Raw genomic sequence first — 19,878 nt, 5'->3', positions numbered from 1 at the left:
CTTAGACTACTTTCTTGGTAATATTTTCCAAAAGCTCCAAACTTACTTGGGAGATTATTTTTTCATCCGAATATAGCGTATGTCCAAAATTGGGTACAACCTCAATATTGGCCGCTACCTTGTTTGCCCATTGCAATCCCGGTTTTCCTTTATCGCATTCACCGTAGATCAATTTAACATCAACATCGCCCACCGCTTCTTCCGTTTCCAATCCAATAGCGGAAATTGCGGTAACGGATTTGGCGGACAGACCCTTTAAAGCAGCTTTGTAGGCCACTGTGGCACCCGTGCCAAACGCCAAATAGTGGGCTGGTCTGGTTTCCTTTTTGATCAAATTGGATACGGCCCTGTCTATTCCGATTTCCTTAAAAGCCCTATCTATGTTCTCTTCGGAAGATATGGAAACATCAACGTTTCCAAGTTGCTGGCAATCATAGAACACAATGTCGTAATACTGTTGCAGGTAGCCAAAGTAAGAAGCTATCCAAAGTCCCTTTTTAGCTCCCCATTTATCTGAAATAACAACGAGTTTTTCTGCCATGATATCTATTGGTTTAGTGTTTATAAAAGATTTGTAGGGGGGAATTTCATCAATTAACGTCGCAAAACCTTTTTTATTTGTTCAAAAGAAATGTTTCCACGATGAATGGTCCGAAGTTACGAAAACGTTTTCGTAAAACGCAAATAGAACGGATTTATTAAAATAATGTGGGTTATTTAATGTTCATCCTCAACAATTCCTCCAAGCAATCACGGTCGTTGGATAGGCGTGGAATCTTGTGCTGTCCGCCCAATTTGTTCTTGGATTTGAGCCAATCATGGAACAAGTTTTTGCGGGCCACGTGCACCTTTGGCATTTTCAGGGTGATGTTATTGTAGCGCTTGGCCTCGTAGTCAGAGTTTAGGGCTTTCAGTGCATTGTCCAAGACTTCGGTAAAATAGGCAACATCCTCTGGCGGTTTTCTAAATTCAATGATCCATTCGTGCGCTCCTTTTTCCTTATCTGTCATAAAAATGGGAGCCGCCGTATAATCCATAATCTCCGCTTCGGTTTTCATACAAATTTGCTTGAGCGCCTCTTCTGCATTCTCAATGATTAATTCCTCACCAAAAACATTGATGTGGTGCTTGGTACGACCGGTAATCCTTATCCTATAAGGATTTTTGGAAGTAAATCGGATGGTATCACCAATTTTATATCTCCATAATCCTGCATTGGTCGTGATGACCATGGCATAGTTCACTCCCACCTGAACATCCCAAAGAGGAATGGCCTCCTCCCCTTCTCCGTTGGAATTAACAGGTATGAATTCATAGAATATCCCATAATCCAACATCAAAAGCAACTCATCGGAATTGTTTTGGTCCTGTATGCCAAAGAATCCTTCCGAAGCATTGTAGGTTTCGTAGTAATTGAACTTTTTACGGGGCAACAATTTTTTATACTGATTCTTATAGGGCGTAAAACTGACCCCACCGTGAAAATAAACTTCCAAGTTTTCCCATATCTCGAACAAATGGTTTTTGCTCGTTTTTTCCAAGACTTGGTTCAGCAATACCAACATCCAAGAAGGGACACCTGCCAAACTGGTCACATTCTCTCGTATGCTTTCTTCAATAATGGCCTCCAACTTGGATTCCCATTCCGTCATCAAAGAAACTTTATTGCTCGGCGTGCTGCTGTATTCTGCCCATAGTGGCATATTGTCAATCAAGATTGCGGAAAGATCCCCAAAAAAAGTACCGTTGTCCTCGTAGAGCTCCTTACTGCCTCCCAAACGAAGGCTTTTACCGGTAAACAATTGTGAATTCTCGTTATTGTTCAGGTATAGGCACAACAAATCCTTACTGGATTTATAGTGGCAATCCTCCAGGGCCTCCATGCTCACAGGAATAAACTTGCTCTTTGCATTGGTGGTACCGCTGCTTTTTGCAAACCATTTTATGGTAGTGGGCCAAAAAAGGTTCTGCTCCCCCCTTCTTGTACGCTCAATGAGTGGCGCAATGTCCTCATAAGTGACGATGGGCACTCTTTTTCTGAATTCATCATACTTTGGCAGCTCATCAAAACCATACTGTTTTCCCAACATGGTATCTTTGGAAAAATCCACCAACTGCCGCAATACCTCATCCTGTACATCCAAAGGATACTTTAGGAAAAGTTCTATCTGATGATAGCGCTTTCTCAATAACCAAGAAGCAATGGAGTTGAATAAAGGTATTGGCATTTTAGGTATATTTAACCAAAGAAATTTAAGGTTGGTACGTCAGCTAAAATAGCTTTTCTAACAGTCATTTTCAAATAAGTTAATTACATTCATTTTAATATGCTATACGAAGGAGTCCTGAAAAAAATGCAAACGGAATTTGGAAGCCCCATTCAATATTTTTTGGTTTTTGAGAACGATTTTATCAACATGAACCAAGCTCTGAACAGGGAACTTCAGATAGATTTCATCAAATACCAATGTTTGAACTGCGGGGAGGACAAGCCCATTTATAGACAGGGGTTTTGTAAATCATGTTTTTATGAAACGCCCCGTGCCGGAGATTGGATCATGAAACCCGAGCTGAGCACGGCACATCTGGACAAAGAGGACCGAGACCTCGAGTATGAGAAAAAAATGCAGTTACAGCCACACATTGTGTATTTGGCCAACTCGAGCAGTATTAAAGTAGGTGTTACCCGAAAATCGCAGGTTCCTACCCGTTGGATAGATCAAGGAGCACATGAGGCCATAGAGATTGTGGAGGTGCCCAATCGCTATTTGGCAGGTCTTACGGAAGTGGCTTTAAAAGATTTTGTCAGCGATAAAACCAGTTGGAGGAAAATGCTCCAAAACGATATTGAGGACGTAGACTTAGTGGAATGGCGCAACAAACTAAAAGCAAGCATTCCCGAAGAGGCCATCGAATATTTTTTAAATGATAAGGAAGAGACCCACTTGGAATTCCCCGTCCTACAATATCCGGACAAGGTGAATAGCCTTAATTTAGAGAAAACACCAAGCTATAAAGGGGTTTTAAAAGGCATAAAAGGACAATATCTTATTTTTGAGGACAACACCGTTTTCAATGTGCGGGGAAGTGAAGGTTACTTTGTAGGCATTGATTTCAAATAAAACCAAAAGTAAGGACAATGGTCCTTTTCCTGAACCAAATTCAAAATGAGCGATAAAATAGGACTTAGGGACGCCATCTCCATCGGTGTTGGCGGTATGGTAGGAGGAGGTATTTTTGCCGTTTTGGGACTGGCCGTTTCACTTTCAAGGGGAGGAACTCCCTTGGCCTTCCTTTTTGCCGGTATGTTGGCACTCATCACCTCGTACAGCTATGTAAAACTTTCAAATAAATTTGCGGATAGGGGCGGTACCGTAAAATTTATCAACCAAGGTTTTGGGGAAACCATATTCAGTGGTGGAATAAATAACCTGCTGTGGGTAAGTTACATCATTATGCTCTCCCTGTACGCTTCGGCCTTTGGCTCGTACGCCCCAAACCTGTTTGCTTTTACGGGCGGCGAAATGGATTTCCATATTTATGCGAGCGGCATCATTATATTGGCTTCCATCATCAATTATTACAGTATAAAGGTCGTTGGGAAAATTGAATCCTATGCCGTGATTATAAAACTCGTAATCCTATTGGGATTTATAGGGATTGGAATTTACGGTTTGGTGGGCAATCCCAATCTGGAGCAATTGTCCCCGGAGAAATGGGAGGCCCCGTTGCAGATATTAACCGGTGGAATGGTAATTTTCGTAGCCTATGAAGGTTTTGAGCTCATAGCCAACTCAGCTCCCGATATTAAAAATCCAGAGAAAAACATTGCTAGGGCTTATTACATATCCATCATTTTTGTGATCTTGCTATATATCGTCATTGCTGTGGTAACAGTAGGATCTCTTCCTTTTGATAAAATCAAAACTGCGGAGGACTATGTTCTGGCCGAGGCCGCCAAGCCTATGCTGGGCCAAACCGGTTTCACCATAATCACCATCGCGGCCCTAATTTCAACTTTTTCGGCCATCAATGCCTCACTTTATGGTGGTAGTAGGGTAAGTTATGAAATTGCCGAGGATGATGAGCTCCCGCATCAGTTCACCTATCAATTATGGAACCAGCCCATCGGTCTCCTTATAACCGCAATTTTAACATTGACCCTGACCAACACCTTGGAACTGGAGAGCATATCAACAGCAGGTAGCGTGGGTTTTTTGCTCATTTTTGCAATTGTAAATTATGTGGGCTTTAAGTTATCCGCCGATACCAAGGGCAAAAAGGCAATACCCGTCATCGGTTGTATTTTATGTGCGATTGCTGTGGTCGTGCTACTCCAACAACAATATTCCAGCAACAAAATCGGAGTCATTACGGCAGTATCCATCATTGCCTTTTGTTTTTTGATAGAAGCCATCTACAAATGGACGAAAAAAAGAAAAAGCTCCTGATATGCTAAAGTTTTTTAGAAATATCCGAAAGCAGTTCATAGCAGAGAAAAAAATCAGCAATTACCTTCTCTATGCCGTTGGTGAGATTGTATTGGTGGTAATCGGTATTCTGATTGCCCTTGCCATTGACAATGCCAACGAACTCAGCATAAAAAAGGAGAAAGAGCAGATTTATCTGATGGGGCTGAAGGATGAATTCCAGACAAGTAAACTAAAATTACAGGAACTGATGAGGGTGAACCGGGCAAGCTATGAAGCTGCCAAGGACATTGTACACTTAATGGACCAGGAAGAAAATCCACCGGAAAAGCAGTTGTCCAAATTGTTCATCGATGCCTTTGCTTCCGATATTTTCTTCAATCCCAACAATTCGCTCTTGTTCGAAATGATCAACTCGGGCAGCCTCAAGGACATTACAAACGATACGTTGCGTATACGGCTTACCAATTGGGTCGCCACCATTGATGACATTGCCAACCAAGAAAAATTTCTTGGCGAACAAAGGACCAATATTGTGGATTGGTTCAGAACCGAGGGCCACAGCATTAGGACCATATTGGAAAATACAGGAATGTCCGCACAATTGGGCATCCAAAAACAACAGAAGCCCATCAGCAATTTATCGTCCTTAAAATCCGTGGATTTTGAGAACAATATTTTACTCTTTATCATTACGAGCCAGTCCACAACGGAGCATTATACTGTTTTAATGGAAGGTTTGGACAACATCTTAAAACTGCTGGAAGCAGAAATTGAACCATAAAAAAAAGGCGGTAAAACCGCCCTTTTTTTAATTCACAGTATCTTTTTTCTTTTTCTTGAGCAGTCCGCCCAAAATGGATTTGGCCGCTTCTTTCACCTCATCCTCTTTTTTGGGTTTTACACTATCGGTTGTGGCTGTATCCTTTTTAGCGCCCAATATATTTCCAATGGCTTCCTTCACTCCACCAGATTTGGTAGTTGTAGTATCCGCCCCGTCTTTTTTAAATGCATCAGACAACAAATCCTTGACCTTGTCCTTGCCTTGGTTCATCAGCTTTTGCTTTTGCATCTCTACCAATTTCGAGGTCAATGTTTTTACTCCCGAAGTAAGGTCGGTATTCACAGATGGATTCGTAAAGTTTCCGCCAATATTCGCTGTTACCGGAATGGTTACCTCCCCTACGCTATCATCGTTCAATTGTGAGATCAGCTTAGTGACTTCCGTGCCCAAATATTTGGCAGGAACATTCAGGGTGGCCGAATAATCCAATTGCTTATCAAAAGAGTGGCTTCCATCCACATTGATGGCTATATCCTTATAATTTAAGGTAAAAGGCTTCACTTTTACCGTACCATTATCAAAGGTCAGCGCCGTCTTTAATCCATCCAAATTGATTTCCTTGGTGTTCAAAAAACTGAGTTTGCTATCCAATGCGGAAACCAAGGGAGCTTTTTCTGTATCTACCGTTGGATTTAGAAGTTCCGCCAAAAGGTTACCCGAAATCGTGGCCAAGTTCGGTGTAAAATCGTCTTTTAGGTTGCCCGATATTTTAATATCGGAATTGAGCTTTCCTTGAATAGCGGTTGCAAGTGGTGTCAATACCTTGAAAAGTTCCAGCCCCGCAAACGATTCGCCAATATTGAAATTGTTCATTCCAAGATTTATATCGAAAGTTGAAGCTTCTTGCTTGGTGGATACCGAACCGTTCAAGCCCAATGTTCCTCCGAACAAATTGGATGTAAGGTTCTTTACCGTAGCGGTCTCATCCTTGATCACCAATGTTCCCTTAACGTTTTTAAGATTGAGGTTATCATAGACCACCGTATTGGCCGAAGCGTCAATGGTACAATCCAAGAACGAAGGTATTTTGATGCGCTCCTCACCCGAAGTGGTAGAGCCAGTTTCTTGATCTGACCCCTCATTTTCAGATTCTTCGGTTTCCTCGACCATAAAATCGTTCAAGGCAAGTTGGTTGGAACTGAGGGTGAAATTGCCTTCAATATCTTCATCGTTGAACATGAATCCCAACAAATTGGTCAAGGTTCCCTTTGCATCAAAATCGGTACTGCCCGTTTTTCCTTGGAACGCATCCAAGGTCACGGTATTTGGATTAAAGGTCACCGCTGCGGTATTGATCACAACGGGATTTTTGAGTTCTTCCGAAGCATATTCAAAACCTGACACCGATGCCTTTCCGTTGGTCTTGGTGTTCTGATATTGTTTTTTCTCCAAAGAAGCCATGTCAAAGGCCGTGGTCACGTCAGCATTCAGGATACCTTTGAGATTGTAATTTTCCGGCATGGGATAAGCCTGGGAAATGTTGGCCAAATTTATTCTCCCGTCCATATGGGCATTTACTTTGGTATTGCCCATAAGCTCCCGGATTTTAGCGTTCAGGTTAAATTTATCCTCATCAATAAGAAAAGATAGCCTGTTGATGTTCACATAAGTGTCTTCCGTGATACCGGTTTCGTTGTTGATTTCGGTGTCGATATACACATTGCGCACCGATTTGGGCAAATCTGGATATTTGAAGGAAGCGTTTTCCGAGTTGATGGCAATTTTGAAGGTTGGAATATGCTCGTCGTCCACTATCCCCTTGAACTCACCGTTCACCTCAAAGTTTCCAGTGGTCTGTACATTTTCGATATTGGCCGCATAGGCCTCGGGAATCACCGCCAAAAAGTTCTTAAAATCCGAAGATGGGGTTTTAAAGGTAATATCCACTTCTTGATTGTCCTCGTTCACCTTCACAAAACCATCGAACACCAAGGGCAATTGGTTCACGAGCGCCTTGTTCTCCAAAAAGGTGTATTTGTTTTCCGTAAGGTCGATTCCGATTAAGGCATCCAAATTGATCTTGTTCCTGTTCAAGTATTGCGTGCTATCCATTTCAAAGGATACCAGGGCATCCGTCAAAGTCTTTAACTCGGATTTTTCCAAGGAAAGGTCCCCGGTACCAGAGTGGTTCATCTCGGAAATGTCCAATTTCATGCCGCTCGCCAAATCCTCGTAGGTAATATTTGAATTGGTAATGGCGTACGAATCCATATTCAGCGTAAAGTTGCTGCTCGATTCTTCCGATGATGTGGAGGCGGGTTCGTTGGACTCCTTGGCAATATCGTAATTGGCATTGCCCTCTGCATCTGCTTTGATGTGCAACTTGGCTTTATCAATGTTCAATGTTTTGATCACAATCGGCTCATCGGCAGATTTGAACAATTCCTTTATCGACATGGAAAGTTCGATTTCTGAAGAAGCAAATAGGGTATCCCCTTCAAACGGGGCTTTATTTACCAAAGATAGATTTGTAAGCTCCACGTTCGCATATGGAAAGCTCTTCAAAAGGCTCAGGTCTGCATCTTCAAAATCGAAAGTGGCATTAATACTGTTATTGACTTTTGTTTTGATCATCTCTTCAATCTTCCCTTGAAGAAACAATGGGACCGCAATTATAATGGCTAGTAGGACAAGTAGGGTTATTCCGGTAATTTTTAGGGCTTTTTTCTTCATACATGTTTGTTTTACAGCAAATTAAAGGAGAAGCATCAATCCAATGAAATTTCCTCTCCTATTTTTAAGTTAAATCTTTTTCGTAGGATATATACGAAAAAATAGAGCAAAGGGGTGTCGAGCAGCGCAATCATCACCTTAAAAATAAATCCACTGATCAACAGACCATAGAACTTGTCCCATGGCAGAACGCCAAAAATGCACAACAACCCTACCACGGTAAAGGTGTCCAAAAACTGTGAGGAGAAGGTGGAAAAATTATTTCGCAACCAGAGCATTTTTCCTTTGGTCACACCTTTCCAAAAATGATAAATGGTAATATCAACATATTGTGCGGCCAAATAGGCAAGCATGGAAGCCAAAACGCCTAGCGGCGACAATCCAAAAACTGCGGTAAATGTTACATCGTCCACTGGGGACGTGGGTATGGCAGGGGAATAATTGGCCAATAAAATAATGCCCATGGAAAAAAACGAAGCAAAAATACCTGCGGTCACTACTTGATTTGCCTTTTTTTGCCCGAATATCTCAGAGATCAGATCGGTAATCAAAAAAGTGATGGGATAGGGCAAAATGCCCACCGAAAGCTCAAATAAAGGTGCCCCAAAAACGGTAACATCCCCGAACGGACTCCAAGAAAAGAACTTTTGAAATATGAGGTTGGACACCACCAAAGAGGTAATGAACAAAGCCCCTAAATACAGATAAATTTTAAAAGCAAGTCTCTTATCCTTTAGCGTCATATATTACATCAATGCTTCTTTGCAGAATCGTTTTGGCCGATTTTTATTTGATATTTAAACGGAACGGCATCTTGGCCTGAACCCCTTCCTGTTTGGTAAATTGTTTGAATTCCTTGAGGATGTCATAGGCTTCCGAGCCTATTTCTTCCTTAATGAAGGATTCCCCTATTTTGGTTTTTACGGAACCATAATTTTCCATGAACTTTTCAAAACCGGATTTGTATTTGGGATACTTCCGGATTCCGTAGGAGTCCAAGTCGGCCATTTCGGCGGCTGCCGCAATGGCATCGTCCAGATCACCGAGCTCGTCCACCAACCCAAGGGCCTTGGCATCCACTCCGCTCCAAACCCGGCCTTGTGCAATTTCATTTACCTGTTCCACGGTCATATTGCGACCCTTGGACACTCGATCGAGAAAAGTTTGATAGGTTTCCTTGATACTTTCTTGCATGGCATTGCGAAAACTGTCCGTCATAGGTTCAAAAAAGGAATAATCCACGGAGTTTTTGTTGGTTCCCACCTGTTCGGCATTTACACCAATGTTGTCTGCAAATTCGTGAACGTTGGGAATGGTCCCAAAAACTCCGATGGAGCCGGTAATGGTGGTGGGCTCCGCAAAAATTTTATCGCCGGCCACACCAATGTAGTATCCGCCGGATGCGGCTACATTTCCAAAGGAAACCACTAGGGGCTTTTCTTTTTTGGCCAATTGTATCTCTCTCCAGATGATATCGGATACCAAAGCACTGCCCCCGGGGGAATCTACACGCAGAACAATGGCTTTTACACTCTTGTTGTCCACTGCTTTTTGCAAGGCATTGACTATGATTCCCTGTCCAATATAATCCTTGCCACCTTCGCCAAATAAAATCTCGCCTTGAGCATAGATTACCGCAACTTGGTCGGACCCTGTGCGTATCTTTTGCTTGTTCGCCTTTTGTATATAGTCCATAAGTCCAACATAATTTAACTCGTCATCCACTTCCGCCCCTACCCTTTCTTTGAGCAGATTCTCATACTCATCATAGTATAAGATACCATCCAGCAGACCTGAAGAAACGGCATATTCCGGGGTTTTTCCCCCAAGGGTATCGGCTATGATGTTCAAGTTTTCGGGAGCTATGTTTCTGGTTTCCGAAATATCGTCCACGATTACACTCCAAATGGAAGTGATCAGTTCCTTGATCTGTGTACGGTTTTCATCGCTCATGGTGTCCGACAGAAAAGGTTCCACGGCACTTTTATACTTCCCATGGCGAATAACCTCCATTTTCACTCCTGTTTTTTCCTGTAGCTCCTTATAAAAAAGCACCTCCGTGGCCAATCCTTTAAAATCCAAAAGCCCGACCGGGTTCATGTACATTTCATCAGCGGCACTGGCCAGATAATAATCGCGTTGTGAATATACATCGTAATGGGCCAAAACAAATTTACCGCTGGATTTAAAATCCAATAAGGCTTTTCTGATTTCCCGGGTCTGTGCGATTCCCGCCTGTAAAAATCCTGTGGTCAAACTGATTCCGGCTATATTTTCATCTTCCTCGGCCACCTTAATGGCATGTAGGATTTCATCCAAACCTAATTCTTCGCCCCAAAATCCAGCAAAGGGGTCGGTATCGTCCTTTCCCGTATAATCCAAGATGGGCGCGACCAAACTGAACTCCAGAACCGAGTTTTTTTTCACTACAACGCCATCATCCACACTTCCTACCAGGGCCATAAATATGAAGAACATTCCAACAATGATCATAAATGCCACCAAGCTCCCCAAAATTGAGGCCAACAGGTTTCTTAAAAACTTCATTCAATAAAATTTAATACGCATCAAATATAACCATTGTAGTATTGTTTTGTTTACTTTGTTTTTTCGATTATGGTCATAAAACAAAAGGTATATCTTTCTTTGGGAAGCAACGTGGGAAATCGCCATGCCAACCTCCAAAAAGCCATTTTCCGTATCCAACAGAGGGTGGGTTCCATATTGGGCATATCTTCGGTATACGAGAACCCGGCCATTGGATTTGAGGGCGATGATTTCCTGAACATAGCAATTTCCCTACTGACTCCATTGCATCCAAAGGAATTGTTGGAGAACCTCCTACAGATTGAGCAGGATTTTGGGAGAGTACGTTCCGTCGGTGGCGGTTATAGTTCGCGAACGTTGGATATTGATATCATCTACTACGGAAACGAAGTCATCCAAAATGAAGATTTGGTGGTTCCCCACCCGCAGATGCAGCACAGGAACTTTGTTTTGAAGCCTTTGGCTGATATTGCGCCCCAATTTTACCACCCCGTACTTTATAAGGACACGAGAAACCTGTTACAGGAATGCAGGGACAAAACGAGCCTCACCAAGGTCAAATACCAGCTTTTCAAGGATAGGGCCGGACTGTTTTCGCAGTTACAGTTCATTGCCATTGAAGGAAATATTGGCGCAGGAAAAACCACCTTGTCCAAAATGATCTCCGAGGATTTTAATGCCAAATTGGTATTGGAACGTTTTGCGGACAACCCTTTTCTTCCCAAGTTTTATGAGGATCAGTCGAGGTACGCATTTCCATTGGAAATGTCGTTTTTGGCGGACAGGTACCAACAATTTATGGACGATACCTCGCAATTCGATCTTTTTAAAAATTTTATGGTGAGCGACTACGATATTTTCAAATCGCTCATTTTTGCCAAAGTGACCCTTCAAAACGAAGAATTCAATCTATACCGAAAGGTTTTCAATTTTATGTACAAGGAGGTAAAAAAGCCGGATATTTACCTTTATCTCTATCAAAATACGGAACGATTACTGGCCAACATTAAAAAAAGGGGGCGCGATTATGAGCAGAACATCGATCCGACCTACCTCGAGAAAATCAACCGGGGATATATGGACTTCATCAAGGGCCATCCCAGTCAGAACAGTGTGATCCTGGATATGGAAAACCTCGATTTTGTGAATAATCCGGCCGATTATGAATTCATTTTACAAAGGCTCGAAGAGAATATGCTTTCATCAAACATTTAAGAGAATTTTTGGAAAATGTTTGGATATAACGAATGGTTTTATTTTATTAGCATCCTCTAAAAGAGAAACTAACTAACTCAGACTTTATATACGGCCCTGTTTTTCAGGGCTTTTTTTTATTTTAGCGCGTTCTTTTTGGACCAAATATCCCAAACCACTACCCCTGCACTTACCGAAATGTTCAACGAATGCTTGGTTCCGAACTGCGGAATCTCCAAAACGGTATCGCTGGCCGATACTACTTCCTGAGAAACTCCCTTCACCTCATTTCCAAATATCAATGCCACGGTTTTCTCTGAATCCACTTGATAGTCATTCAACATAACGGCATTTTCAGCCTGTTCCACCGAGACTATTTGCACGCCATCGGCTTTTAATTCCTCAACCAATTTCAAAGTGTCTTTTCGGTACTCCCACTCCACACTTTCGGTGGCACCCAAAGCCGTTTTACGGATATCCTTATGCGGAGGAGTGGCCGTGATGCCGCAGAGATATATTTTTTGAATCAGAAAAGCATCAGCAGTCCGGAATACGGAGCCAATGTTGTTCAAACTGCGAACATTGTCCAAAATAATGATGATGGATGATTTTTCAGCCTCCTTAAAACTGTCCACATCCAATCGGTCTAGCTCGCTATTTTCAAGTTTTCGGTTCATTTTTTAAACATTGGGGTAAAAATATCAACAAAAATTTTTGATGGTCGGTGAAAACAATATATTCGTTTCCATCCCAATTTTGGGCAAAAGTAACAGAATTAAATCGCTTTGGCAGCCAATAAAAAGAACAAGAAAGTAACCCCGTTAATGCAACAGTACAATGCCATCAAGGTAAAACATCCTGATGCTTTGTTGTTGTTCCGCGTAGGGGACTTTTATGAGACCTTTGGAGAAGACGCGGTGAAGGCAGCCAAAATATTGGGCATTATCCTTACCCACCGGAACAATGGAGGCGATAAGACGGAGTTGGCCGGGTTTCCACACCATTCGTTGAACACCTATTTGCCCAAATTGGTGAAGGCGGGGCAACGCGTGGCAATTTGCGACCAGTTGGAAGACCCCAAGCAGACGAAAAGCATTGTAAAACGGGGCGTGACCGAATTGGTAACCCCAGGCGTTGCCCTAAACGATGACATCCTTTCTGCCAAGAGCAACAACTTTTTGTGTGCCGTACATTTTGGACGCAACAAATTGGGAGTGTCCTTTTTGGATATTTCCACAGGGGAATACTTAACCTCAGAAGGGTCAACAGAACAAGTGGACAAATTGCTCCAGAATTTTTCACCTAATGAAGTTTTGGTCTCCAAAAGTCACCGAAAGGATTTTGTGGAATGCTTTGGCAATCAGTTCCACAGTTTCTTTTTAGAGGATTGGATTTTTCAGGAAGATTATGCACAAGAGAGTCTGAACCATCATTTTGGGACAAAAACCCTAAAGGGTTTTGGCATAGAACATCTCACCCATGGCATCATTGCCTCGGGCGCCGTGCTGCACTACCTGTCGGAAACACAGCACAGCCGACTACAACATATCAATAAAATACAGCGTATTGCCGAGGAGGAATATGTTTGGATGGACCGTTTTACCATCAGGAACCTAGAGCTTTATCATTCCTCGCACCCGAATGCGGTGACCTTGTTGGACATTATCGACAAGACCATTTCACCCATGGGCGGACGCTTGCTGAAAAGATGGCTGGCACTTCCGCTGAAAAATGTGGAAAAAATCCAACAAAGGCATCAGGTGGTATCCCATTTAAAAAATGAAGGTGAACAGCTGAACAAGATTCAGGGATACATCAAACAGATGGGCGACTTGGAACGATTGATTTCCAAATTGGCCACAGGAAAAATCAATCCCAAAGAAGTTGTTCAACTTAAAAATTCATTGGAGGCCGTCGTACCCATCAAGCAATTGGCCCAAAACAGCACCAATGACTCCCTAAAAAATATCGGCGAGCGCTTAAACGATTGTGATGCACTCCGTTCCAAAATAAAAGAAGTCCTCAATGAAGAAGCTCCGGTGAACATTGCCAAAGGCAACACCATTGCAGAGGGCTATTCCGAAGAATTGGACGAACTCCGTGGCCTCGCATTTTCCGGTAAAGACTATTTGGACAAAATGTTGGAGCGAGAGACCAAAGAAACAGGCATTACCTCCTTAAAAATAGCTTCCAACAATGTGTTCGGTTACTACATTGAGGTCCGGAACACACACAAAGATAAAGTCCCGGAAACTTGGATACGCAAGCAGACCTTGGTCAATGCGGAGCGATACATCACAGAGGAACTGAAGGAGTACGAATCCAAGATTTTGGGTGCCGAGGAACGCATTTTTCAATTGGAACAGCAACTTTTTGAACAGTTGCTCGTCTGGATGCAGGAATACATTAGCCCCGTACAGCTCAATGCACACTTGATCGCACAATTGGACTGCCTTTGCGGATTTGCCCAACTGGCGAAAGAAAACAACTATGTGGAACCCGTAATCAACGATTCCACCAATATCGATATAAAGGAAGGAAGGCACCCGGTTATCGAAAAGCAATTACCGATTGGTGATGCCTATGTGACGAACGATGTGTTCTTGGACCGGGAAGAGCAACAGATCATTATGATCACCGGACCCAATATGAGCGGTAAATCAGCTCTTTTGCGACAAACTGCATTGATTGTCCTGTTGGCGCAGATGGGCGGTTTTGTACCTGCAACAGAAGCCAATTTGGGTGTTGTGGACAAAATATTCACACGGGTCGGAGCGAGCGACAACATTTCGATGGGCGAATCGACCTTTATGGTGGAGATGAACGAGACGGCCTCCATCCTCAACAACCTTTCGGAGCGCAGTCTCGTACTTTTGGACGAAATTGGGCGTGGGACCAGCACGTATGATGGGATTTCGATTGCCTGGGCCATTTCGGAATACCTTCACGAACACCCTGCCAAGGCAAAGACCTTGTTCGCTACGCACTACCACGAACTCAACGACATGACCAATACGTTTTCGCGCATCAAAAACTACAATGTTTCCATAAAGGAATTGGAGGACAATGTGCTTTTCTTACGGAAATTGGTTCCCGGTGGAAGTGAACACAGTTTCGGAATCCATGTGGCCAAAATGGCCGGAATGCCACAGCAGGTCATCCAAAAAGCAAATAAAATCTTGAAAAAACTGGAAAAATCGCATGCTAGTGAAGAGGTGAGCGACAAGCTACAGGCTTCCCAAAACGAAATGCAATTGAGTTTTTTCAATTTGGACGACCCTTTGCTGGAAGAAATCAAGGAGGAAATTTTGCATTTGGACATTGATACCCTGACACCTGTGGAAGCTTTGATGAAATTGAACGAGATCAAAAGACTGCTGGGAAAAAAGAAAAAGGCTTCTTCCTAAAAAAATTCTTTCATTTTAATAGAAATATTATAAATTTGCATCCGCGCTTGGGAAAAGCGCAGCGTTCTTTTAAACTGCGAAAATAGCTCAGTTGGTAGAGCATCACCTTGCCAAGGTGGAGGTCGCGGGTTCGAATCCCGTTTTTCGCTCAACGTCGACTCCGCTCAGTCACCACGGGTGGAGTTTTTTTTTACATACAAGTCCTGCTCGAGTGGTGGAACCGGCCTGCCGGCAGGCAGGTTGGTAGACAAACATGTAAAAATAGGATTGTGTTCTATACATATGCTTTGAATAGTTTAGATAGAAACTATATTTATGTCGGAATTACTTCCGATATTGAACGAAGGATAAAAGAACACAATCTGGGCAAAAATAAAACGACTAAGCCTTATAGACCATTTGTTTTAATTTTTAAAAAAGAATTTAAAACAAGACTGGAGGCCAGAGTTGAAGAGAAAAAATTAAAATCTGGGTACGGAAAGGAATTCCTAAAAAATTTGATCCTTAACCAGAGTAGTAAAAATATTGAAAATTAAGTCCTGCCCTGCCTACGGCAGACAAGCTCGAGTGGTGGAATTGGTAGACACGCCGGACTTAAAATCCTGTGGGCATTATGCCCGTGCGGGTTCAAGTCCCGCCTCGAGTACAGAAAAACCCTGTAAACCCATTGTTTATAGGGTTTTTTGTTTTCTATCCAGTCAACAATTAATGCTTTTCGAACAACTCTTAGTTTGATTATCCAGTAAATTCCTCTTTCATCAGCATTTAAACTCATTGAATTCTATTATTTTGAAAGAGGGCCATACATATTCCGAAAGCTTTAAACTTAAAGATTTCCCCTACCTTTTTCTGGACACCTTTAAAGCTTGGAGCAAAGCCAACCCATGGCGATTGAGCGCTGTGGTCGCCTACTACGCCGTTCTATCACTTCCGGCTCTGTTGGTGATCATAATCAATGTGGTCGGCTCTATTTGGGGCGTGGACATTGTTGAAGGTCGGTTGACCAACGAATTTTCGATTGCCCTTGGACCTAATGCGGCCGAGACGATTCAGGATATTATACAGGATACCCAAAACAAGGATAAAAACCTAATTTCCACCATTATTGGAATCGCTACCTTGCTTTTTGGTGCCACAGGGGTCTTTCATCAATTAAAAATATCATTGAACCAAATATGGCGCATACAGGGAGAACCGGGATTCAATTTGTGGAAATTGGCAGCGGAAAGGGCCAAAAGTCTGGCTTTTATATTGGTCATCGGTTTTTTGCTCCTGATCAGTTTTATTGTAACCGCCGCCATTACCGCCCTGAACGATTACCTTAAAAGCTTGATTACAGAAGTCGCCATTTACTTTGCGTACTTTGTGGATATTTTCTCTTCAATTGGAATTATCACCTTGATGTTCGCACTCATGTTCAAATTTTTGCCCGATGCGAAAATTAAATGGAGGGCCGTTTGGTTCGGTGCATTCATTACCGCAGTACTCTTTGTTCTGGGTAAATTTTTATTGGGGCTCTATTTTGGCGAGGCCAATCCAGGTTCTACCTACGGGGCGGCCGGAACCATTGTGCTTGTGCTGCTATGGGTATCCTATTCTTCACTAATTCTTTTCTTTGGGGCACAGTTCACCTATGTTTACGCCAAAGCCTATAATATTCTTTTTGTCCCTTACAGCGAATTGGACGACTAGTCACCTGTCGGTTCATATAGAGGTGGATTACTAGTTTGAAATCCTTTTCCCCTCTACAGCAATCCCTTTCCAACCCATGAGGGCATTATAGGTTCCAGAGTCATTTTTGATGAACTCAAAGGATTCGGACGCTTTGGGATTTTCAAAGAAAACAGTGGGTGATTCCGCCTTTAGCTTGCCAATTTTCTGATTTTCCTGATAGATTGCAAGCTGATTGCCCTCGACCCTAATTTCCAAAACCATTCCATCAAAATCAGCAAACGCGTACGAGCCTTCGTAATGTTTCAAGATTTCGACATCCAGCGCCATGGATTTTCTGTCGATTTCCTTAGGGAATTCCACAGGTTCCGATCTTAATATTTTGGCAACATCCGCTATCGTTTGAAAAAATGGCATTTCATCATAATTGGACAACAGTACAAATTGAAAATGATGTTCCAAATCGCTGTACACTTGGGCACGTGCTCCTTTGGAGCCACCATCCTTGGCTATGACGCCGTTCTCATCTACCAAGGCTGATTTAAATGGTTCCCGGGAAACCTGGTCCAGAAACTTTTTTAAATCTTCAACTGTGGAATAGAGGCGTGCCGTCCGGAATTCATCTCGTTGGATATTATCCACTTGTGTAAGCAGACTATCTTTCAGAATATGGTTTCTGGCCAGATTCCTGACCCGGTTTTCATCGGTGAAAAAATGAGCGCCGCTAGCCTCCATTCCCATCGGCTCAAAAACTTCTTCCAGCACGCATTGTGCAAAGGGCTTTCCGTGCACTTTGGATACAATGTTGTACAAAATCTCATAGCCCACATTGGAATATTGCACATCCGTTCCGGGCTCGAATATGACCTCTTGTTTTTTGGCCAGTTCCACTATCTGGTCCGAGGTGAATTCATATTCTTCACCCTCAAGACCCATTAATTCCCTCGGCAGACCCGAACTATGTTCCAATAACATATTCAAAGTGATTTGATCCCCCCTTGGAAAATCATCATAAAAGGCATCCAAGGTTTGGTTTCTCGAAAGTTTTCCCTCGTTCTCCAATTTGACCACCAGATAGAGCGTCATCAATTTGGAGATGGAATGGATGTCAAACTGAGTACTATCCGTTACATAAGCGGAACTTTTAACATCATTGTCCAGATTATAGGCCCTTTGTAAAAGCAGGGTATCGTTTTTATAGGCCAAAACCACCCCGTTGAACTTTTCCATTTCGGTGAGTTTGGAAAAATAGGTATTCAAGGAATCTCCTATGGATTGCATTTTGGGCGAAAGCGTCCCTTCGCTAACTTTATTATTTTTTGCGCAGCCAAAACCGAGTATCAGCACAAAAACAAGAAAACAAGATCTCATGGGTTCTTTTTTTGTACAAAGAAGCAACAATACGGAGCCAATAAATTGTAAAAATGGAAACCTCATCGGTGTCTCAGCAAAAATTCGGGCAGGTCATTAAAAAACTGCAATGGACTTATCCCGCATACCTTTTTAAAATCGTTGATGAAATGCGCTTGATCAAAGTACCCATATTCGTAACTGAGCTCTGTCAGAGAAACCGTAGTGTTCTTGGCTCTGAACTTGACCAAATCCAAAATGCGAACGGTGATAATGAATTTTTTTAAACTGTACATCACTTCTTTCTTAAAAACTTTGCCCAAATATTGTCTGGATCGCTTGAAGTGTTCGCTCAGTTCGTTCACGGTGACCTTGCCCTGCCTATCATAAATATAATGACAGATTCGCCGGACCAATTCCATAGAGGGCGTCAACGGAAATATATGTTTTGCCATAAGTTCTTCCGCCATATCAAACAAATGGGGTATCGCCTTTTCTTCAAAAACGCGATTGTAAAACCCGATCAAGTTGGGATCAAAATCCAATATATCGACCACACCCTTATTTTTCAAGGATGAAAAAAAATAGGAATTGGCCCAAGGCTGAAGTTTTATGGTAAAAAAGGTAAGCGATTCCTTGGCTTCAATCCGGTAGGGAGGTTCTACGTTGTGAATGGTAAAAACTGTATGGGCAATGGGAGAGGCCTTCTGCCCCTTTCCATGATAGAATGTTCCCGATGCTTCTTTAAAAAAAACCATATCATAACAACAATCATCGATAACTGGGATTTGTCCCGTACCGCCTTTCCCGTCCATGTGGATATAATAGCATTCCCTGAAAACGGTCAGCAAATGTGCATTGGGTCGATGTGCTTGGATGTCCATTGATACAAATATATTACTTGTGCGTTTTTGGATGACTTGGACGACCGTATTGATGATAAACGGATATCCTTTCTTTGAACTGTTCCAATTTCAATAACGACCAATATCATGAAAAAAGGGCGGTGTTTCGACACCGCCCTTTTTGTTCTAAATCTTCATTGAATCATTATGTGATCAAATTGCCCTCATCGTCCCATTCGGCAATGATGCCCCTCTTGCTCTGGTCCACGCACTTGGCGAGCCACTCCTCATCATAGGAAACCCCATGTTGTTCCAACACATCGTCCGGCACACCGTCCCATACATTGGGCATATTCCCCTTATAACCGATTTCCTCGATACCTATTTTGCTGGTGTAAAAACCGGTCATTGTCAAATTCCTGACTAAAGAAAAGAAATTCACTTCAAAAGGTCTTTCATTGCTTGGCACTTCGGGGTCGTAATATGCTATCCCGTCCAGAATTGCCTTTTGTTGCTCTTCGGTAGCGGCTTTGAATTCCACACCGTTCTCGGTATTGCACTTATGGTCCAGCCACATGATACCCCCGCGAATATCCGGCTGAAACGATTCATTGTCCTTGGACATAAATTCAATAAAACCTACCACATCAGCATCCGAAGCACCTTTGAATTCTTCCGAAGGCGGTAAAATAAGGTCGCAAAGAATGGTAAGCGTCTCAACCTCGTGCGGATTTAAAAATTGTTCGTCCTGGAGTTCCTGGATCAATTCCGTTTCCAAAGGAACCCTTCCCGGATAGGTGATTTTTGGTGACTCCACCAACTCATCCGTCCCTGTTGCAGGATTACAGCCATGGACGGCCAATCCACCGGCCACGGAACCCAGTAAAATCGATTTTAAACTCTTTCTTCTGTCCATG

The 19,878-nt window shown here is 42.7% G+C and carries 16 protein-coding genes and 2 tRNA genes; 9 read left to right on the top strand and 9 right to left on the bottom strand.

Annotation, left to right across the window (positions count from 1 at the left end):
• Window position 1 precedes the first annotated feature (1 nt).
• A complete protein-coding gene (locus SD449_RS07140; protein WP_318309601.1) occupies window positions 2-541 on the bottom strand; it encodes a hypothetical protein in 540 nt (179 codons plus the stop codon).
• 172 nt (window positions 542-713) lie between these two features.
• A complete protein-coding gene (locus SD449_RS07135) occupies window positions 714-2,228 on the bottom strand; it encodes a GH3 auxin-responsive promoter family protein (protein ID WP_318309599.1) in 1,515 nt (504 codons plus the stop codon).
• Between the two features lie 99 nt (window positions 2,229-2,327).
• Between SD449_RS07135 and SD449_RS07130 the strand changes: the two genes are divergently transcribed.
• Genes SD449_RS07130 through SD449_RS07120 form a run of 3 tightly spaced genes read left to right on the top strand, consistent with a single transcriptional unit; the run spans window position 2,328 to window position 5,214 of the window.
• Window positions 2,328-3,122, top strand: a complete 795-nt coding sequence (locus tag SD449_RS07130; RefSeq protein ID WP_318309598.1) for a DUF2797 domain-containing protein — start codon at window positions 2,328-2,330, stop codon at window positions 3,120-3,122.
• Window positions 3,123-3,167: 45 nt separating this feature from the next.
• On the top strand, window positions 3,168-4,451 hold the full coding sequence (locus SD449_RS07125) for an APC family permease (RefSeq protein WP_318309596.1): 1,284 nt from the start codon (window positions 3,168-3,170) through the stop codon (window positions 4,449-4,451).
• 1 nt (window position 4,452) lies between these two features.
• Window positions 4,453-5,214: a DUF6090 family protein gene (locus SD449_RS07120; protein ID WP_318309594.1), complete on the top strand. Its 762-nt coding sequence runs from the start codon at window positions 4,453-4,455 to the stop codon at window positions 5,212-5,214.
• A 27-nt stretch (window positions 5,215-5,241) separates the two neighbouring features.
• On the opposite strand, the gene SD449_RS07115 is transcribed toward SD449_RS07120, so the two are convergent.
• The 3 genes from SD449_RS07115 to sppA are packed head-to-tail and all read right to left on the bottom strand — an operon-like array spanning window position 5,242 to window position 10,494.
• Entirely contained in the window at window positions 5,242-7,947 is a 2,706-nt protein-coding gene (locus SD449_RS07115) for an AsmA-like C-terminal region-containing protein (protein ID WP_318309593.1), read from the bottom strand.
• 35 nt (window positions 7,948-7,982) lie between these two features.
• Entirely contained in the window at window positions 7,983-8,690 is a 708-nt protein-coding gene (locus SD449_RS07110; protein WP_207033818.1) for a queuosine precursor transporter, read from the bottom strand.
• Window positions 8,691-8,733: 43 nt separating this feature from the next.
• Window positions 8,734-10,494 (bottom strand): signal peptide peptidase SppA, encoded by a 1,761-nt coding sequence (gene sppA, locus SD449_RS07105; RefSeq protein WP_318309590.1) that lies wholly within the window; start codon window positions 10,492-10,494, stop codon window positions 8,734-8,736.
• Between the two features lie 69 nt (window positions 10,495-10,563).
• Here sppA and folK point away from each other — a divergent pair, with 69 nt between their 5' ends.
• Window positions 10,564-11,709, top strand: a complete 1,146-nt coding sequence (gene folK / locus SD449_RS07100; protein WP_318309588.1) for a 2-amino-4-hydroxy-6-hydroxymethyldihydropteridine diphosphokinase — start codon at window positions 10,564-10,566, stop codon at window positions 11,707-11,709.
• Between the two features lie 116 nt (window positions 11,710-11,825).
• Here folK and SD449_RS07095 read toward each other — a convergent pair whose 3' ends face one another.
• Window positions 11,826-12,365 carry an RNA methyltransferase gene (locus SD449_RS07095; protein ID WP_318309586.1) on the bottom strand — a complete coding sequence of 180 codons (540 nt, stop codon included), beginning with the start codon at window positions 12,363-12,365 and terminating at the stop codon, window positions 11,826-11,828.
• 147 nt (window positions 12,366-12,512) lie between these two features.
• Here SD449_RS07095 and mutS point away from each other — a divergent pair, with 147 nt between their 5' ends.
• The 5 genes from mutS to SD449_RS07070 all read left to right on the top strand — a co-directional run bounded on the left by mutS (window position 12,513) and on the right by SD449_RS07070 (window position 16,787).
• Window positions 12,513-15,095 carry a DNA mismatch repair protein MutS gene (gene mutS / locus SD449_RS07090; RefSeq protein WP_318310238.1) on the top strand — a complete coding sequence of 861 codons (2,583 nt, stop codon included), beginning with the start codon at window positions 12,513-12,515 and terminating at the stop codon, window positions 15,093-15,095.
• A gap of 76 nt (window positions 15,096-15,171) precedes the next feature.
• Window positions 15,172-15,244, top strand: a tRNA-Gly gene (locus SD449_RS07085).
• Between the two features lie 120 nt (window positions 15,245-15,364).
• Window positions 15,365-15,631 carry a GIY-YIG nuclease family protein gene (locus SD449_RS07080; protein WP_318309584.1) on the top strand — a complete coding sequence of 89 codons (267 nt, stop codon included), beginning with the start codon at window positions 15,365-15,367 and terminating at the stop codon, window positions 15,629-15,631.
• A 25-nt stretch (window positions 15,632-15,656) separates the two neighbouring features.
• Window positions 15,657-15,741, top strand: a tRNA-Leu gene (locus SD449_RS07075).
• Between the two features lie 128 nt (window positions 15,742-15,869).
• On the top strand, window positions 15,870-16,787 hold the full coding sequence (locus SD449_RS07070; RefSeq protein ID WP_318309582.1) for a YihY/virulence factor BrkB family protein: 918 nt from the start codon (window positions 15,870-15,872) through the stop codon (window positions 16,785-16,787).
• A gap of 30 nt (window positions 16,788-16,817) precedes the next feature.
• Here the strand turns inward: SD449_RS07070 and SD449_RS07065 are convergent, their stop codons facing one another.
• The 3 genes from SD449_RS07065 to SD449_RS07055 form a co-directional block, all read right to left on the bottom strand.
• Entirely contained in the window at window positions 16,818-18,137 is a 1,320-nt protein-coding gene (locus tag SD449_RS07065; protein WP_318309580.1) for a serine hydrolase domain-containing protein, read from the bottom strand.
• A 62-nt stretch (window positions 18,138-18,199) separates the two neighbouring features.
• Window positions 18,200-19,000, bottom strand: a complete 801-nt coding sequence (locus SD449_RS07060; RefSeq protein ID WP_318309578.1) for a helix-turn-helix transcriptional regulator — start codon at window positions 18,998-19,000, stop codon at window positions 18,200-18,202.
• Between the two features lie 166 nt (window positions 19,001-19,166).
• Window positions 19,167-19,877, bottom strand: a complete 711-nt coding sequence (locus SD449_RS07055; protein WP_318309577.1) for a gluconate 2-dehydrogenase subunit 3 family protein — start codon at window positions 19,875-19,877, stop codon at window positions 19,167-19,169.
• Window position 19,878: the final 1 nt, after the last annotated feature.

Source organism: Flagellimonas crocea (genome assembly GCF_033441595.1).
In the GTDB taxonomy this organism is placed as follows: domain Bacteria; phylum Bacteroidota; class Bacteroidia; order Flavobacteriales; family Flavobacteriaceae; genus Flagellimonas; species Flagellimonas crocea.
Note: the sequence above shows the minus strand (reverse complement) of the source record. Positions and strands in the feature narration are given on the sequence as shown.

Bases quoted from the DNA above. Each gene is read 5' to 3' on its own strand.
- SD449_RS07140 (WP_318309601.1), bottom strand. From the start codon at position 541: ATGGCAGAAAAACTCGTTGTTATTTCAGATAAATGGGGAGCTAAAAAG.
- SD449_RS07135 (WP_318309599.1), bottom strand. From the start codon at position 2,228: ATGCCAATACCTTTATTCAACTCCATTGCTTCTTGGTTATTGAGAAAG.
- SD449_RS07130 (WP_318309598.1), top strand. From the start codon at position 2,328: ATGCTATACGAAGGAGTCCTGAAAAAAATGCAAACGGAATTTGGAAGC.
- SD449_RS07125 (WP_318309596.1), top strand. From the start codon at position 3,168: ATGAGCGATAAAATAGGACTTAGGGACGCCATCTCCATCGGTGTTGGC.
- SD449_RS07120 (WP_318309594.1), top strand. From the start codon at position 4,453: ATGCTAAAGTTTTTTAGAAATATCCGAAAGCAGTTCATAGCAGAGAAA.
- SD449_RS07115 (WP_318309593.1), bottom strand. From the start codon at position 7,947: ATGAAGAAAAAAGCCCTAAAAATTACCGGAATAACCCTACTTGTCCTA.
- SD449_RS07110 (WP_207033818.1), bottom strand. From the start codon at position 8,690: ATGACGCTAAAGGATAAGAGACTTGCTTTTAAAATTTATCTGTATTTA.
- sppA (WP_318309590.1), bottom strand. From the start codon at position 10,494: ATGAAGTTTTTAAGAAACCTGTTGGCCTCAATTTTGGGGAGCTTGGTG.
- folK (WP_318309588.1), top strand. From the start codon at position 10,564: ATGGTCATAAAACAAAAGGTATATCTTTCTTTGGGAAGCAACGTGGGA.
- SD449_RS07095 (WP_318309586.1), bottom strand. From the start codon at position 12,365: ATGAACCGAAAACTTGAAAATAGCGAGCTAGACCGATTGGATGTGGAC.
- mutS (WP_318310238.1), top strand. From the start codon at position 12,513: ATGCAACAGTACAATGCCATCAAGGTAAAACATCCTGATGCTTTGTTG.
- SD449_RS07065 (WP_318309580.1), bottom strand. From the start codon at position 18,137: ATGAGATCTTGTTTTCTTGTTTTTGTGCTGATACTCGGTTTTGGCTGC.
- SD449_RS07060 (WP_318309578.1), bottom strand. From the start codon at position 19,000: ATGGACATCCAAGCACATCGACCCAATGCACATTTGCTGACCGTTTTC.
- SD449_RS07055 (WP_318309577.1), bottom strand. From the start codon at position 19,877: ATGGACAGAAGAAAGAGTTTAAAATCGATTTTACTGGGTTCCGTGGCC.